Source organism: Vibrio ulleungensis, assembly GCF_016900875.1.
Lineage (GTDB): Bacteria > Pseudomonadota > Gammaproteobacteria > Enterobacterales > Vibrionaceae > Vibrio > Vibrio ulleungensis.
Window position 1 is genome coordinate 93,049 of record NZ_JAFEUM010000007.1, and the last position, 15,280, is coordinate 108,328.

Genomic DNA, 15,280 nt, shown 5'->3' on the forward strand with positions numbered 1-15,280 from the left:
GTTGATTCACGTATCCTAAGCGCCAACCGTTTCCAGTAAAGTGACAATAGGTAAGATTCGTGACCTCTGCACCAAAACATACGCCAATGATGCAACAGTACTTAAAACTTAAGGCAGAGAACCCCGATATTCTGCTGTTTTATCGCATGGGTGATTTTTACGAACTCTTCTACGATGACGCAAAACGAGCGTCACAACTACTCGATATATCGCTGACTAAACGAGGCGCCTCAGCCGGAGAGCCGATTCCGATGGCTGGTGTCCCATTTCATGCTGTTGAAGGGTATCTTGCTAAGCTTGTTCAACTTGGCGAGTCCGTCGCTATATGCGAGCAAGTGGGTGACCCTGCAACCAGTAAAGGTCCTGTCGATCGTAAAGTCGTACGCATAGTAACCCCTGGTACAGTCACGGACGAAGCCTTATTAAATGAACGCAGTGACAACCTAATTGCGGCAATTTATCAACAAGGTGACAAATTCGGGTATTCGACACTAGATATTACATCTGGCCGATTTTTATTATGCGAACCAGCAACGTTGGAGGCCATGCAAGCTGAGTTGCAGCGTACCTCTCCTAAAGAGCTGCTGTTTGCTGAAGACTTTGAAGCTGTACAACTGTTTGAGTCGCGCAACGGTAATCGACGACGCCCGATTTGGGAGTTTGATCTCGACACAGCAAAACAACAACTTAACCAGCAGTTTGGCACAAAAGATTTAGTGGGCTTTGGCGTTGAGCAATCCACATTTGGTTTATGCGCAGCAGGCTGCTTAATACAGTATGTCAAAGATACTCAGCGCACTGCTTTACCGCATATCCGCAGTATCACGGTCGACAGCCAAGATCATTCAGTGATCCTCGACGCGGCCACGCGTCGCAACCTTGAGCTTACTCAAAACCTCGCTGGAGGAACCGATAACACTCTAGCCGAAGTCTTAGACAAAACCGCTACGGCAATGGGCAGCCGAATGCTTAAGCGCTGGATACATCAGCCGACACGCTCGATTTCGGAAATCAACCAACGCCTTAATGCAGTATCAGAAATTAAAGAGTCGGCGATGTTTGACGAGATTAACCCATCTCTCAAGCAGATTGGCGACATTGAACGTATTATCGCTCGCTTAGCCATTCGATCAGCAAGACCACGCGATCTCTCTCGCTTGAGAACCGCATTGGAAGAGCTACCTAACCTTTCAGCAATCTTAGAACCGGCATCCGATGCTTATTTGCAGGCACTTCGCGAGCAATCCTCACCTTTGGACGAGTTGTTTGACCTGCTCAATAGGGCTATAAAAGATAACCCTCCAGTGGTGATCCGCGACGGTGGCGTCATCGCAACCGGCTACAATGCCGAGTTGGACGAGTGGCGCGCTCTTGCTGACGGTGCCACTGAGTATCTTGAGAAGTTAGAAGCCGATGAGCGTGACCGACACGGTATCGATACTCTAAAGGTTGGTTATAACGCAGTGCACGGCTTTTTTATTCAAGTAAGCCGCGGCCAGAGCCACCTTGTGCCTGCGCACTATGTGCGCAGACAAACACTCAAAAACGCAGAGCGTTACATTATCCCTGAGCTCAAAGAGCATGAAGATAAAGTGTTGAGTTCAAAATCCAAGGCGCTGGCAGTCGAAAAGAAGCTGTGGGAAGAGCTGTTTGATCTCATCATGCCTAGCATTGAGCAATTACAGATCCTTGCGTCGGCGTTGTCTCAACTCGATGTTTTGCAAAACCTCGCTGAACGCGCAGAATCACTCGACTATTGTCGTCCTGAATTTGTAGATACACCTCAGATTAACATCAGTGGTGGCCGTCATCCGGTTGTCGAGCATGTGTTGGATGAGCCTTTTATTGCCAACCCTGTATCGCTTCACTCAACGCGAAAGATGCTGATTATTACTGGCCCAAACATGGGAGGTAAGTCGACCTACATGCGTCAGACGGCACTTATTGCATTGCTGGCTCACATCGGCTCTTTCGTCCCAGCAGAGAGTGCCAGCATGGGTATCCTAGATCGCATCTTTACCCGTATTGGCGCCTCTGACGATCTTGCTTCTGGTCGGTCGACATTCATGGTCGAAATGACTGAAACGGCCAACATCTTACACAACGCCACCAGCAATAGTTTGGTGCTTATGGATGAAATTGGACGCGGTACAAGCACTTACGATGGACTTTCTCTCGCGTGGGCGAGCGCAGAATGGCTAGCCAAAAAACTTGGCGCAATGACCCTGTTTGCCACACATTACTTTGAGCTCACCGATATGCCTGGTTTGTTACCAAACCTTGCCAATGTGCACCTAGATGCCATTGAACATGGCGAAGATATTGCGTTTATGCATGCTGTTCAAGAAGGGGCCGCTAGTAAGTCTTATGGTTTGGCTGTTGCTGGGCTAGCAGGCGTGCCTAAAGCCGTTATCCGTAATGCTCGTAATAAACTGAGCCAATTGGAAACCCAATCGCCCCCAACAAACAGAGCCACAGTTAAGCAAGAGCATCAATTGAGCTTGATCCCAGAGCCTTCTGAAGTAGAAGTGGCCTTGCAAGCGATAGACCCCGATGAACTCACACCTCGTCAAGCCTTAGATGAGCTCTATCGCTTAAAAAAACTCACCCACTAACAAAAAAACGCCACTCCAAAAGGAGTGGCGTTTTACAATGAATAGTACTTTTATTGGTTGTCTTAAGCTTCTTTGTCGATATCGAACAACGATTCCATGCTTAAGCCATGTTTAATCACTATTTCTCTTAACCTTCTAAGGCCTTCTACCTGGATCTGTCTTACACGTTCACGAGTAAGAGAAATCTCACGCCCTACCTCTTCCAACGTTGAAGGCTCATAACCAAGCAGACCAAAACGACGCGCCAAAACTTCTTTCTGTTTGGGGTTAAGTTCATCAAGCCACTGGATCAGTGAACTCTTTATATCACTGTCTTGAGTAGAGACTTCAGGATCGGAGTGATTATCGGGAATAATGTCTAGCAGTGCTTTATCACCATCACCGCCAATTGGGGTATCAACAGAACTGACACGCTCGTTCAATCGCAGCATTTTACTGACATCTTCGACAGGTTTGTCTAGTTGTCGTGCGATCTCTTCGGCAGTCGGCTCGTGATCCAATTTTTGTGATAGTTCACGTGCAGTACGCAGGTATATGTTTAACTCTTTAACCACATGAATAGGCAGACGAATGGTTCTAGTCTGGTTCATGAGTGCGCGTTCAATAGTCTGTCGTATCCACCATGTCGCGTAAGTTGAGAAACGGAAGCCACGCTCTGGGTCAAATTTCTCTACGGCTCGAATCAATCCTAAATTGCCCTCTTCAATAAGATCAAGCAGTGCTAGGCCACGATTTGAGTAGCGACGAGATATTTTAACCACCAATCGAAGGTTACTTTCGATCATGCGCTTGCGAGCTGCATCGTCGCCGCGTAATGCACGACGTGCGTATAAAACTTCTTCCTCGGCAGTAAGGAGTGGTGAGAAGCCAATTTCTCCTAAATAGAGCTGTGTGGCATCAAGGTTTTTGGATGAGTCGTCAAAGTCTTCTTTAACTGTTTTAGTTTCGACAGCTGCGGGTGTCTCTTCGATTGCCGCAATGACAACTTCAGGTTCTGGTTGGTTGATTTCGTTAACTTTCGTTGCTGTGTTGCTAGTACTCATAGCGCCTCCCCTGGCGAGTCAGCAAGACATTACTACTCTCTATGTCGCTGAATTTAAGGCAAATATCTCATCGGATCGACGGACTTGCCTTGGTATCGAATCTCAAAGTGTAGGCGGACATCGGTTCGACCGGAGCTACCCATAGTCGCGATTTTTTGTCCCGCTTTCACACTCTGCCCTTCTTTTACTAACAGCGTATCGTTATGGGCGTATGCACTTAAATATTTGTCATTATGCTTTACGATTACTAAGTTACCGTAACCTCGTAGCGCACTTCCCGAATAGACGACACTACCATCAGCGGTGGAAACAACCGATTGACCGCGCGAGCCTGCGATATCAATCCCTTTATTTCCTTGATCCCCACTAGAGAACTTGTCTACGACACGACCTTTAGTGGGCCACTTCCACGACGCCACATTACTGTTACTAGATGACGTACTCTTTGCAGAATTGTTAATATTCTGATTTTCAACATACTCCTTTGTCGGCTGCTGTGCAACCGTTTGCGTCGAAGTTTTGTTGGCTGTCGGTTCGACTTTAGTTGTAGTGCTAGATGGGGAAGAACTAGCACCAGCCCCCGCGCTACTTGCGGTTGAGGCCGTTGCCACTGCCGCTGTAGTGGCTGCTGCATCAGCGGTGTTTTTTGTCTCGTTTTTTGTTGAAGTTGTTGCAGTTTTGGAAGCACTGTCACCCGATCCAGTACCAGCATAAGGCACTGGATTATAAGAGCGAGACCACAACTTAATTCTTTGTCCTGGCTTTATGGTGTAAGGCGGCTTAAGTCCGTTAAGTGCGACAAGGGTATTCACATCTTTATCGGTGATGTAGGAGATGTAGTACAACGTGTCACCTTTGTTAACCACGTAGTAACTGCCTCTATAGGTTCCTTTGTCATCGGTTTTATAACGATCGCCACTACCCGTTGGCGCGCACGCAACCAGCAGTAAGGTGATCATAATAACGGATAACAAACGAAACACTTAGCCAAGTTCTCCTGCAACCAATGGTACAAACTTAACCGGCTCAATCATTTGGTGAGTCACCGTACCATTAGACTTTTCAATCAAATACAAACTCTGTTGTTCGGTACCAATCGGTATGATCATTTTACCGCCGTCATTGAGTTGTTCTACTAAAACTTCCGGAACAACATCGGCCGCGGCGGTCACGAGGATGGCATCAAAGGGCGCTTTACTTGCCCAACCTTGCCAACCATCTCCATGTTTATACGCTACGTTATACACATCAAGCTGTTTGAGTCGACGCTTAGCGTCCCATTGAAGGGTTTTTATCCGTTCGATGGTATGCACTTTCTCGACCAACTGAGACAGAACAGCCGTCTGATAACCACACCCAGTCCCAACCTCTAGTATTTTACTGCTGTAATTAAGATCAAGCAGTTGCGTCATTTTCGCCACAATATAGGGTTGCGAGATGGTTTGCCCGCTGCCAATTGGCAACGCATTATTATCCCAGGCTTGATGTTGCATTGCTTGAGATAAAAATTGTTCTCTGGGCACTGTCGCTATAGCGTCCAACACTTCAGGTGCATCGACTCCCATCGATTGGAGCTGCTGCAAAAGCCTTTTCACTTTTGGCATCATCGATTAACTACTCTCCATCCCTGTTAGTTGTCCCGTGGATCCACTGCTTCATACTTGGAAGTGATTCATGAGCCGTGAGATCAACTTGAAGCGGGGTAATCGAAATACGGTTGTGCTCAATAGCATAAAAGTCTGTACCTTCCCCTGCATCTTGCTCTTTCCCTGGAGGGCCGAGCCAATAGATATCGTGACCTCTTGGATCTTGTTGTTTAATCATGCTTTCAGAGTGATGCCTTGCCCCAAGGCGAGTGATGTCTAGCTCCTCAATTGAAAGCGTATGAATGTCTGGAAAATTCACATTCAATAGACGATTTGTTGGAATTCGATTCTGTTGATGATGTTGAACCAATTGCTTGGCAATTTTTGCTGCTTGCGCAAAATGTTGGTGACCAACCAAAGAAAAAGCGATGGATTGCACTCCTAAGAAGTGTCCCTCCATCGCAGCAGCTACTGTGCCAGAATAAAGCGTATCATCACCAAGGTTTGCGCCGTGGTTAATTCCTGCCAACACTAAGTCGGGTAAATCGTCTTTCATCAACTCATTAAGCGCAAAGTGCACACAGTCGGTTGGTGTGCCTTGCACTGAATACACATTCGGCTCAATCTCACTCACGCGCAGTGGCGTCTCTAGAGTTAGAGAGTTCGATGCGCCAGAGCGGTTACGATCAGGGGCAACGATGGTCACCTCTGCGATATCGGCTAATTCCTTTGCTAACGTTCGGATACCTTCAGCATGCACACCATCGTCATTACTCAGTAGTATTCTCACCTAATTTTTTCCTTGTGTCGCATCTGGGTAATGTCTTTCAGGCTCGGTTGTTAATGCAAGCTCTCGCACTATGGTCGTTGCAAAGCAGCCGCTATCGAGCTCAAAGTTGAGCGTGAGATCATTACCTTGCCATTGCCACTCAAATTTTTCTGGCTTAAGCATTACTGCACGGCGGTCATGACGCATACGATTTCCACGAATCAGCGCCATTAGATCGGGCTCTTTATCTAGCTGTGCCTGTTCCAGTTGCAGAGCATCTTGCGCAGTCGGCAATGCGTTATCGCCCGCAAGCGCGGCGGTAATCTCACCCTGATCAGATGAAACGTTGCCAATATTCTGCTCATTGATCAACCTAAGCTCATCACCTATTTGAACTAGGTCTCCCAAAACAGGTGAATTAAAACAGTTTTGTTTTATTCTCTCAGCCACAATCTGATTAAAGATCCATGAACGAGCTGCAGAAAGATATAAGCTGCGCTTGTTTTGGTTACGAGTGCGAACATTATCACGCCCCCAACGAGCGGCTTCTGTGACATTGTTGCGATCACGCCCGAATCTTTGCTCACCAAAATAATTAGGGACACCATTTTCAACCACTTTTTTAAGTCGCTCTTCGACGTCGTCAACGTCTGAAACATTGGTAAGCACAATCGAAAACTGATTGCCGCTGTTATCACCTGGGCGAAGCTTCTTATTATGGCGTGTTTGTTTAAGGATTTTGACGCTTGGGTAAAGCTTTTCAAAATCGGCAAAGTCCAATTCGTGTTTTGGTAAATGGATACTGAACCACTGCTGCGTGACTGCATGACGATCTTTAAGGCCTGCCCAAGAGACATCTTTGGTTTTAACCCCGCAGAATCTCGCTAGTTCGTTCGCCACAAAACTGGTATTTTCACCGGTTTTTTCGATTCGAAGTAAGACATGCTCACCTTCACCGGTTAACTCAAAGCTTAATAGCTCATCGACTTTGAAATGCTCAGGGGCACCTTTTATGGTGGCGTTGGCTTTAGGCGCACCGTATAGATAAGGCCATTCGATCTCAGTAGACATTAGATGCTCTCCTTTTGAATAAGAACAACCGCTTCAGCAGCAATGCCCTCTTTTCGACCCACAAACCCGAGTTTCTCGGTGGTCGTGGCTTTTACATTAATTGCGTCTAACTCACTGCACAAATCTTCAGAAATCGCTTTGCGCATAGCTTGTATATGTGGCGCCATTTTAGGGGCCTGAGCCATAATCGTTACATCTGCATTGACTAGGCAATAACCTTTAAGTCTTACTTGTCGGTATACTTCTTTTAGCAAGTCACGACTGTTTGCGCCTTTCCACTCATCATCGGTATCCGGAAAGTGGTGACCTATATCACCTGCGGCGATCGCTCCCAGTAGAGCATCTGCTAGTGCATGCAAAGCAACATCACCGTCGGAGTGAGCCACTAAGCCCAACTCATAAGGAATAGAAACACCGCCAATTATCACTGGGCCGTCTCCACCAAATTTGTGAACATCAAAGCCGTGCCCAATTCTAAACATCTGTCGTCTCCTGAAAGTCTCGCTTGCTTAAGTAAAAAGTCATTAATTCTAAATCTTCTGGTGAGGTCACCTTGATGTTATCAGAGCGCCCCGCAACAATGCTTGGAAAACGGTCGATATTCTCCATTGCAGATGCTTCATCAGTAATTACCGCCCCGGTTTTTAGCCCATGCTCTAATGCCATTTTTAACTGCTCGGCATTAAAAAGCTGTGGAGTAAGCGCGTGCCACAGTTTTTCTCGGTCCACCGTTTGAGTGATCTCTCCTGACATATTACTTCGCTTCATAGTGTCTTTTACAGGCGAAGCCAAAATCGCACCCACGGGATGCTTTACACCGGTATCGATTAAGCGAGAGATGTCCTGATGTGACACATTAGGTCGTGCAGCATCGTGTACCAGCGCAAAGGTATTGTGTGGCTCTACAACTGCATTAAGTCCCGATAGTACTGAGTCCGCTCTTTCTTTGCCACCGCACACTCGTGTGACGCGTGGATCGTTAGACAGTGGCAGTGAATCGAAGTAAGGATCTTGTTCACTCAGCGCGATTATCACCCGATGAATTAATGGGTGAGCCAACAACTGGTGCACGGTGTGCTCCAAAATAGTTTTATTTTGTAGAGTTAGATACTGCTTAGGTCGATCCGCTTGCATACGACTTCCCACACCAGCGGCGGGCACGATAGCAACGATTGAGAGCGTATTTTCTGGCATCTGAAAATGTCTAATTCTTAATTAATGTAATGAGGGGTAGCACAACGGTTTGAGGAAACTCTATGGCGTTTCGATAATTCGGTAAAAGGTTTCCCCTTCCTTTATCATGCCTAGCTCGTGACGCGCACGCTCTTCGATGGCGTCCAAACCTTGGCGCAAATCGTCTATTTCGGCGTACATTTCATTATTGCGCTGGAGCAGTTCGTTATTCACCGCTTGCTGCACATCAATCTCTTGCCTTACTTCGGCGTAATCTTGATAGCCATTAGTGCCGAACCACAGTGAATACTGTAACCAAGCTAAGATCAAAACTAAGGCTGCGGTAAAACTTCGCATAGTGCTCAACATCCGTGATTGTTGCTGCATATATACCATATTTTGCCGATTGTCGCGACCAGCGAAAGCATGTTGGGGTCAGAGTAAGTAAATGGGGTCAGAGTCGAATGACTCTGACCCCATTTACTTACTCTGACCCCCAAAAAAAACGCCCTACCTAAGTAGAGCGTTTAAAAGCAAAATCAGTTAATTCAAAAAGAATTATTGACCTTTAACTTCTTTAAGACCGTTGTAAGGTGCTTTTTCACCTAGAGCTTCTTCGATGCGGATAAGTTGGTTGTACTTAGCAACACGGTCAGAACGGCTCATAGAACCAGTCTTGATTTGGCCTGCAGCTGTACCTACCGCAAGGTCTGCGATAGTTGCATCTTCAGTTTCGCCAGAACGGTGAGAGATTACTGCAGTGTAGCCAGCGTCTTTAGCCATCTTGATTGCAGCTAGAGTCTCTGTTAGAGAACCGATTTGGTTAAACTTGATAAGGATAGAGTTAGCAACACCCATTTCGATACCTTTCGCTAGGATCTTAGTGTTAGTTACGAACAGGTCATCACCTACTAGTTGAAGCTTGTCACCTAGTAGTTCAGTTTGGTGCTTGAAGCCATCCCAATCAGACTCGTCTAGACCGTCTTCGATAGAAACGATAGGGAACTTGCTAGCTAGCTCTGCTAGGTAGTGGTTGAACTCTTCAGAAGAGAAAGTCTTACCTTCGCCCTTCATGTTGTAGATGCCAGCTTCTTTGTCGAAGAACTCAGATGCAGCACAGTCCATAGCTAGAGTTACGTCTTTACCAAGCTCGTAACCAGCAGCAGCAACAGCTTCTGCGATAACTTCTAGAGCTTCAGCGTTAGACTTAAGGTTAGGAGCAAAACCACCTTCGTCACCAACTGCAGTGCTGTAGCCTTTAGACTTAAGAACTTTAGCTAGGTTGTGGAATACTTCAGCGCCTACACGTAGAGCTTCTTTAAGAGTTTTAGCACCAACTGGTTGGATCATGAACTCTTGGATGTCAACGTTGTTGTCTGCGTGCTCACCACCGTTGATGATGTTCATCATTGGTAGAGGCATAGAGAACTGACCAGCAGTACCGTTTAGTTCAGCAATGTGCTCAAAAAGAGGCATGCCTTTAGCAGCAGCTGCTGCTTTAGCGTTTGCTAGAGATACAGCTAGGATTGCGTTAGCACCAAACTTAGATTTGTTTTCAGTGCCGTCTAGGTCGATCATAACTTGGTCGATGTCAGCTTGTGCTTTTGCATCTTTACCAACTAGTGCTTCAGCAATTTCGCCATTTACAGCTTCAACTGCTTTAAGAACACCTTTACCTAGGAAACGTGCTTTATCACCATCACGTAGTTCAAGCGCTTCACGAGAACCAGTAGAAGCACCAGATGGCGCAGCCGCCATACCTACGAAGCCACCTTCTAGGTGTACTTCAGCTTCAACAGTTGGGTTACCGCGAGAGTCGATGATTTCACGACCTAGAACTTTAACGATCTTAGACATTAGTCCTTCCTCAATTATATTAAATGTCAAAATTAAAGGCAGCTGCACATCTTAAGCAACCGCCCGTATCCTTTTACTTCAATTCGCCACGTTGGTTTTCGCCAGCCGCTTTAACAAAGCCGGTAAACAGCGGGTGACCATCGCGTGGTGTCGATGTAAATTCTGGGTGGAATTGAGCCGCAACAAACCAAGGGTGTGCTGGGTTTTCAATCACTTCCACCAACTTCTTATCCGCAGACAAACCCGATACTTTTAGACCAGCTTTTTCAATTTGCGGACGAAGATTGTTATTCACTTCGTAACGGTGACGGTGACGCTCATGGATCTTCGCATTACCGTACAGCTCGTGAGCTTTGGTGCCTTTTTCTAGGTGACACAGCTGCGAGCCAAGACGCATAGTACCGCCTAAGTCAGACGTTTCTGTACGCTCTTCAACTTTACCTTCTTTATCGACCCACTCAGTGATTAGGCCAACAACAGGGAAAGGAGATTCTTTATTAAACTCTGTAGAGTGAGCACCTTCCATATTCGCCACATTACGCGCGTATTCAATCAGTGCTACTTGCATACCTAGACAAATGCCTAAGTAAGGAATTTTGTTTTCACGCGCATACTGAGCAGCCATAATTTTGCCCTCAATACCACGATCGCCGAATCCGCCAGGAACCAAGATTGCGTCTAGCTCTTCAAGGACTTCAAAGCCTTTTGACTCGACATCTTGTGAATCAACATACTTAATGTTGACGCTTAAGCGGTTCTTAAGACCTGCGTGCTTAAGCGCTTCGTTCACTGACTTGTATGCATCCGGTAGTTCGATGTATTTACCGACCATACCGATAGTCACTTCGCCTGTTGGGTTAGCATCTTCATAGATAACTTGTTCCCATTCAGACAAATCAGCTTCTGGTGCGTTAATGCCGAATCGAGTACATACGAGATCATCCAGGCCTTGGCCTTTAATCAGTTGAGGGATCTTGTAGATAGAGTCGACGTCGCGCATCGAAATAACCGCTTTTTCCTGAACGTTACAGAACAGAGCAATCTTACGACGCTCGTTGGCAGGAATGTTGCGGTCACTACGACAGACGAGAATATCAGGTTGAATACCGATAGAAAGCAGCTCTTTCACTGAGTGCTGTGTTGGCTTAGTTTTCACTTCACCGGCTGCGGCAAGGTAAGGAACCAACGTTAGGTGCATAAACATGGCACGCTCGCGGCCAAGCTCTACAGCTAACTGACGAATCGCTTCCATAAACGGTAGCGACTCAATATCACCCACTGTTCCGCCAATCTCAACGATGGCAACATCATGGCCTTCGCCGCCGGCAATTACACGGTCTTTGATGGAATTGGTGATATGTGGAATAACTTGAATTGTGGCGCCTAAGTAGTCACCACGACGTTCGTTACGTAGAACGTCTGCGTATACACGACCTGCAGTAAAGTTGTTGCGTTTGGTCATCTTGGTACGAATGAAACGCTCATAGTGACCAAGGTCAAGATCGGTTTCTGCACCATCTTCAGTTACGAACACTTCACCATGCTGCGTCGGGCTCATGGTGCCTGGATCGACATTAATGTAAGGATCAAGCTTCATAATGGTCACGTTAAGACCACGAGCTTCTAAAATTGCTGCCAGCGATGCTGCTGCAATACCTTTACCTAGGGAGGATACGACCCCGCCAGTCACAAAAATATAATTTGTCGTCATGTTTAACCTGAAGTTGGTTGAATGAGGGAAATGGGTTCTCTGGACGGGACGCAACTATACCAAAACCCCTTTTCCACTACAACGTGAAATCTAGCACACCCTCTGCTTTTGTTTCTTGCTGTAAATCAATAATGAAAAAAAACTACACTATTGTCTAGTTTTTCCGCTTTCTTGCTGTTTCACTCGGTTCCAGAACCCATCTAACTGATCAAGGTTGTAATCTTTTAACGTTTTACTTTCAGCCTGTACCATCATTTCTACTTTTCTAAAGCGAGATTCAAACTTTTGGTTGGCTTTTAGCAGTGCTTGGTCAGGGTTTTTGCCTAGATGCCTAGACAAATTAACCACCGCAAACAACAGATCGCCAATCTCTAACTCAAGCGCGTCTTGGTCGATGTCGACTTGCACCGCCTCATCCACGACCTCTTGGACCTCTTCTTGAACCTTATCCACCACTGGGCCCAAGCTGTCCCAATCAAACCCTACTTTAGCGCACGCCTTTTGCATTTTTGTGGCACGTAAAAGTGGCGGCATCGATGCTGGTATTGAGTCTAGAATACTTTGTGCATCTTTGCTTACTCCTGTTTCACTCGATGATTCTGTAGACAAGGCCTGTGTAGCTTTAAGCGCCTTTTCTTGCTGTTTAATCTGCTGCCACTGCGCGTTAAGTTGTTCGTCACTGAGGTCACGAGAAGCTTGTTCGTCAAACACATGTGGGTGTCGCCTAACCAACTTCTCGTTGAGCGTTTCCACCACATCCGAAAAATCGAACCACTGCTGCTCTTTGGCCATCTGAGCATAAAAAATCACTTGAAACAGCAGATCGCCCAGCTCTTCTTTAAGGTGTGCCCAATCTTGCGAATGAATAGCGTCGGCAACTTCATAAGTTTCTTCAATAGTGTGTGGGACTATCGTCTCGAACGTTTGTTTGCTGTCCCAAGGGCACCCTGTTTTAGGGTCCCGAAGTTTCGCCATAATCGACTCTAGTTGTTCTATTGGGTGACTCATTGCCGTTCTCCTGCATTAATACCAACCAAACCAATTTCCTGACCAGTTAATGACTTCGATGGGTATAACATTAAATTTCAAATAGTCTGCGTTTAATAAAAAAGCGAGATGACAACACCTCGCTCTATTAGTCAGACCATATTTTTGCATTTCTTAGATTAAAGCCACTAACCTTAAATCATAGTCAGCAACGAAAGGCATTACCCCATTCGCTTCACTGACATAACATCTCTTATTTGCTCAACGCGTGACAAAATACGACTGAGTCCTTCAACATTGGGGAGCTGTAAGTCAAAATCCATCACCAACATTTGACGACGATAATCATTGCGGCTGCGCATAGTCGGCACCTTCACTTTTTCGTTGGCAAGTAGCGTTGTAATGTCTTTCAGTAACCCCACACGTTCCAGTGCTTCTACACGAACGGTGACCACATAGTTGCCGACAAACCCGCCGCCCCAGACGGTTTCGATGATCCGTTCAGGTGCGTGATGCGATAACTCTTCAAGCTGAACACAATCGCTGCGGTGAACTGAAATGCCGCGACCTTGAGTGATATACCCACAAATGTCGTCACCGGGGATAGGCTGACAACAACGCGCAAGGTGACTCATTAGGTTATCAACCCCTTCCACCACAACCGCGTCTTTATGCGGGCGACTGGTCGCAGGCGCTTTCTCTTTGGACTCTTGCAGTTTCTCAAGAACCTGTTTGTCTTCTTCTTCAGCGCTCGGTTTATTCACCATAGCATTGATGTGATTAATGATCTGATTGATCCTTAAATCACCGCTGCCAATACCAGCGTATAACTCGTCAGTTGAGTTCACGTTAAAACGCTTTAGAGCGTAGCTAGCGGCATCCTTCGATTTGGCGCCAACTTTAGCCAACTCTGCTTCGAGTATTTCTTTACCCGCTTCAATGTTTTTCTCGCGAGATTGCTTTCTAAACCACGCGTTGATCTTCGCACGGGCTCGTCCTGAGTGCACAAACCCCAAAGATGGGTTTAACCAGTCTCGTGATGGGTTCGGCTCTTTAGAGGTGATGATCTCAACCTGATCGCCCATTTCTAATTTGTGGGTAAACGGCACTATGCGGCCAGCGACCTTGGCCCCAATACAACGGTGCCCCACTTCTGAGTGAATGTGGTAGGCAAAATCGAGTGGTGTTGCGCCCATTGGAAGGTCGACCACATCCCCGCGCGGCGTAAACGCATAAACGCGATCGTCAAAGACTTGTGAGCGAAGCTCATCGAGCATCTCACCAGAGTCCGACATCTCTTCTTGCCAATCTAGCAGCTTACGCAACCAAGTGATTTTTTCATCGTAGCCACTACGACCACCGCTGCCACCCTCTTTGTATTTCCAATGCGCCGCGACTCCGAGTTCCGAGTCCTCATGCATCTGCTTGGTTCGGATCTGTATTTCGATGGTTTTGCCGCCCGGCCCAAGTACCACAGTGTGGATCGATTGGTAGCCGTTGGGTTTTGGATTGGCAACGTAGTCGTCAAACTCCGACGGGAGGTGCTTATATTTGGTGTGAACGATGCCTAGCGAGCCATAACAATCTTGCAGTTTGTCAGCAATAATGCGCACCGCTCGCACATCAAACAGTTCGTCAAAAGCGAGGTTTTTCTTCTGCATCTTTCGCCAGATGCTATAAATGTGTTTCGGTCTGCCCGTCACTTCGGCATTAATGCCGGTCGCTTTCATTTCCGACAATAAATCATTCACAAAATCATCGATGTAATGCTCGCGATCAATGCGGCGCTCTGCTAATTGCTTGGCAATGGCTTTATATGTATCGGAGTGTTGGTACCGAAAGGCGTAGTCTTCTATTTCCCACTTTAACTGACCGATACCCAAGCGGTTGGCCAATGGCGCATAGATATTGGCGCACTCTTTAGCGACAGCTTGCCTAACTTGATCCGGTGCATCTTTCACTTCGCGTAGGTTACAGATTCGCTCTGCCAACTTAATGACCACACAGCGAAAATCGTCGACCATTGCCAGCAGCATTCGACGAACATTATCGACTTGCGCAGTTGCGCTGCCCGATTGTGAGGTGTTTAGGTGGCCAATTGCGGCCATCTCTTCGACGCCATCAATTAGCTTGATGATCTCTTTGCCGTACTCCTCTTCAAGGAGTTCGCGCTCAAACATACCGCTGGATACGACAGGGAATAACATCGCAGCGATCAGTGTGGAACGGTCCATTGATAAGGTGATCAAGATTTCTATCATCTCTCGACCACGCCACAGTAGCAGCTCTTTCTGTTCGTGATTATTTAGCAGTTGCTCACATTCGAGATACACTTTGTGCAGACGTTTAGCAGATTTAGCGTCTAACGCTAAGCTTTCTATCCAACCGTCTAACTCAAAGGCTTCATCTTTGTGTATGTGAGCACTTCGAACTGCAACCATCTTAACAATGTCCTTATAGTAATGATG

General features: G+C 46.6%; 13 protein-coding genes. 1 reads left to right on the plus strand and 12 read right to left on the minus strand.

The features are described from left to right. Positions 1-86 precede the first annotated feature (86 nt). Positions 87-2,615: a DNA mismatch repair protein MutS gene (gene mutS / locus JQC93_RS15880; protein ID WP_236009619.1), complete on the plus strand. Its 2,529-nt coding sequence runs from the start codon at positions 87-89 to the stop codon at positions 2,613-2,615. A 62-nt stretch (positions 2,616-2,677) separates the two neighbouring features. Here mutS and rpoS read toward each other — a convergent pair whose 3' ends face one another. The 12 genes from rpoS to relA all read right to left on the minus strand — a co-directional run bounded on the left by rpoS (position 2,678) and on the right by relA (position 15,253). Then, on the minus strand, positions 2,678-3,658 hold the full coding sequence (rpoS, locus tag JQC93_RS15885; RefSeq protein WP_205159385.1) for an RNA polymerase sigma factor RpoS: 981 nt from the start codon (positions 3,656-3,658) through the stop codon (positions 2,678-2,680). 53 nt (positions 3,659-3,711) lie between these two features. After that, the gene (locus tag JQC93_RS15890; RefSeq protein WP_205159532.1) at positions 3,712-4,617 is read right to left on the minus strand and encodes a peptidoglycan DD-metalloendopeptidase family protein; all 906 of its coding nucleotides are present in this window, start codon (positions 4,615-4,617) and stop codon (positions 3,712-3,714) included. Positions 4,618-4,641: 24 nt separating this feature from the next. After that, complete coding sequence (locus JQC93_RS15895; protein WP_205159386.1) at positions 4,642-5,265, minus strand: protein-L-isoaspartate(D-aspartate) O-methyltransferase; 624 nt, start codon at positions 5,263-5,265, stop codon at positions 4,642-4,644. 7 nt (positions 5,266-5,272) lie between these two features. After that, a complete protein-coding gene (gene surE / locus JQC93_RS15900; RefSeq protein WP_205159387.1) occupies positions 5,273-6,034 on the minus strand; it encodes a 5'/3'-nucleotidase SurE in 762 nt (253 codons plus the stop codon). Next, complete coding sequence (gene truD / locus JQC93_RS15905) at positions 6,035-7,084, minus strand: tRNA pseudouridine(13) synthase TruD (RefSeq protein WP_205159388.1); 1,050 nt, start codon at positions 7,082-7,084, stop codon at positions 6,035-6,037. Then, positions 7,084-7,566 carry a 2-C-methyl-D-erythritol 2,4-cyclodiphosphate synthase gene (gene ispF / locus JQC93_RS15910; RefSeq protein ID WP_205159389.1) on the minus strand — a complete coding sequence of 161 codons (483 nt, stop codon included), beginning with the start codon at positions 7,564-7,566 and terminating at the stop codon, positions 7,084-7,086. The genes truD and ispF overlap by 1 nt, the downstream gene beginning before the upstream one ends. Next, on the minus strand, positions 7,559-8,278 hold the full coding sequence (gene ispD, locus JQC93_RS15915; RefSeq protein WP_205159390.1) for a 2-C-methyl-D-erythritol 4-phosphate cytidylyltransferase: 720 nt from the start codon (positions 8,276-8,278) through the stop codon (positions 7,559-7,561). Before ispD ends, ispF begins: the two co-directional genes overlap by 8 nt. Before the next feature lie 60 nt (positions 8,279-8,338). Beyond that, positions 8,339-8,614, minus strand: coding sequence for a cell division protein FtsB (gene ftsB, locus JQC93_RS15920; RefSeq protein WP_084883942.1), 276 nt, complete (start codon positions 8,612-8,614; stop codon positions 8,339-8,341). Positions 8,615-8,815: 201 nt separating this feature from the next. After that, positions 8,816-10,114: a phosphopyruvate hydratase gene (gene eno, locus JQC93_RS15925; protein ID WP_205159391.1), complete on the minus strand. Its 1,299-nt coding sequence runs from the start codon at positions 10,112-10,114 to the stop codon at positions 8,816-8,818. A gap of 73 nt (positions 10,115-10,187) precedes the next feature. Continuing rightward, the gene (locus JQC93_RS15930) at positions 10,188-11,825 is read right to left on the minus strand and encodes a CTP synthase (protein WP_205159392.1); all 1,638 of its coding nucleotides are present in this window, start codon (positions 11,823-11,825) and stop codon (positions 10,188-10,190) included. 147 nt (positions 11,826-11,972) lie between these two features. After that, positions 11,973-12,833, minus strand: coding sequence for a nucleoside triphosphate pyrophosphohydrolase (gene mazG / locus JQC93_RS15935; RefSeq protein WP_205159393.1), 861 nt, complete (start codon positions 12,831-12,833; stop codon positions 11,973-11,975). 200 nt (positions 12,834-13,033) lie between these two features. Continuing rightward, a complete protein-coding gene (gene relA, locus JQC93_RS15940) occupies positions 13,034-15,253 on the minus strand; it encodes a GTP diphosphokinase (RefSeq protein ID WP_205159394.1) in 2,220 nt (739 codons plus the stop codon). Between the last annotated feature and the right edge of the window lie 27 nt (positions 15,254-15,280).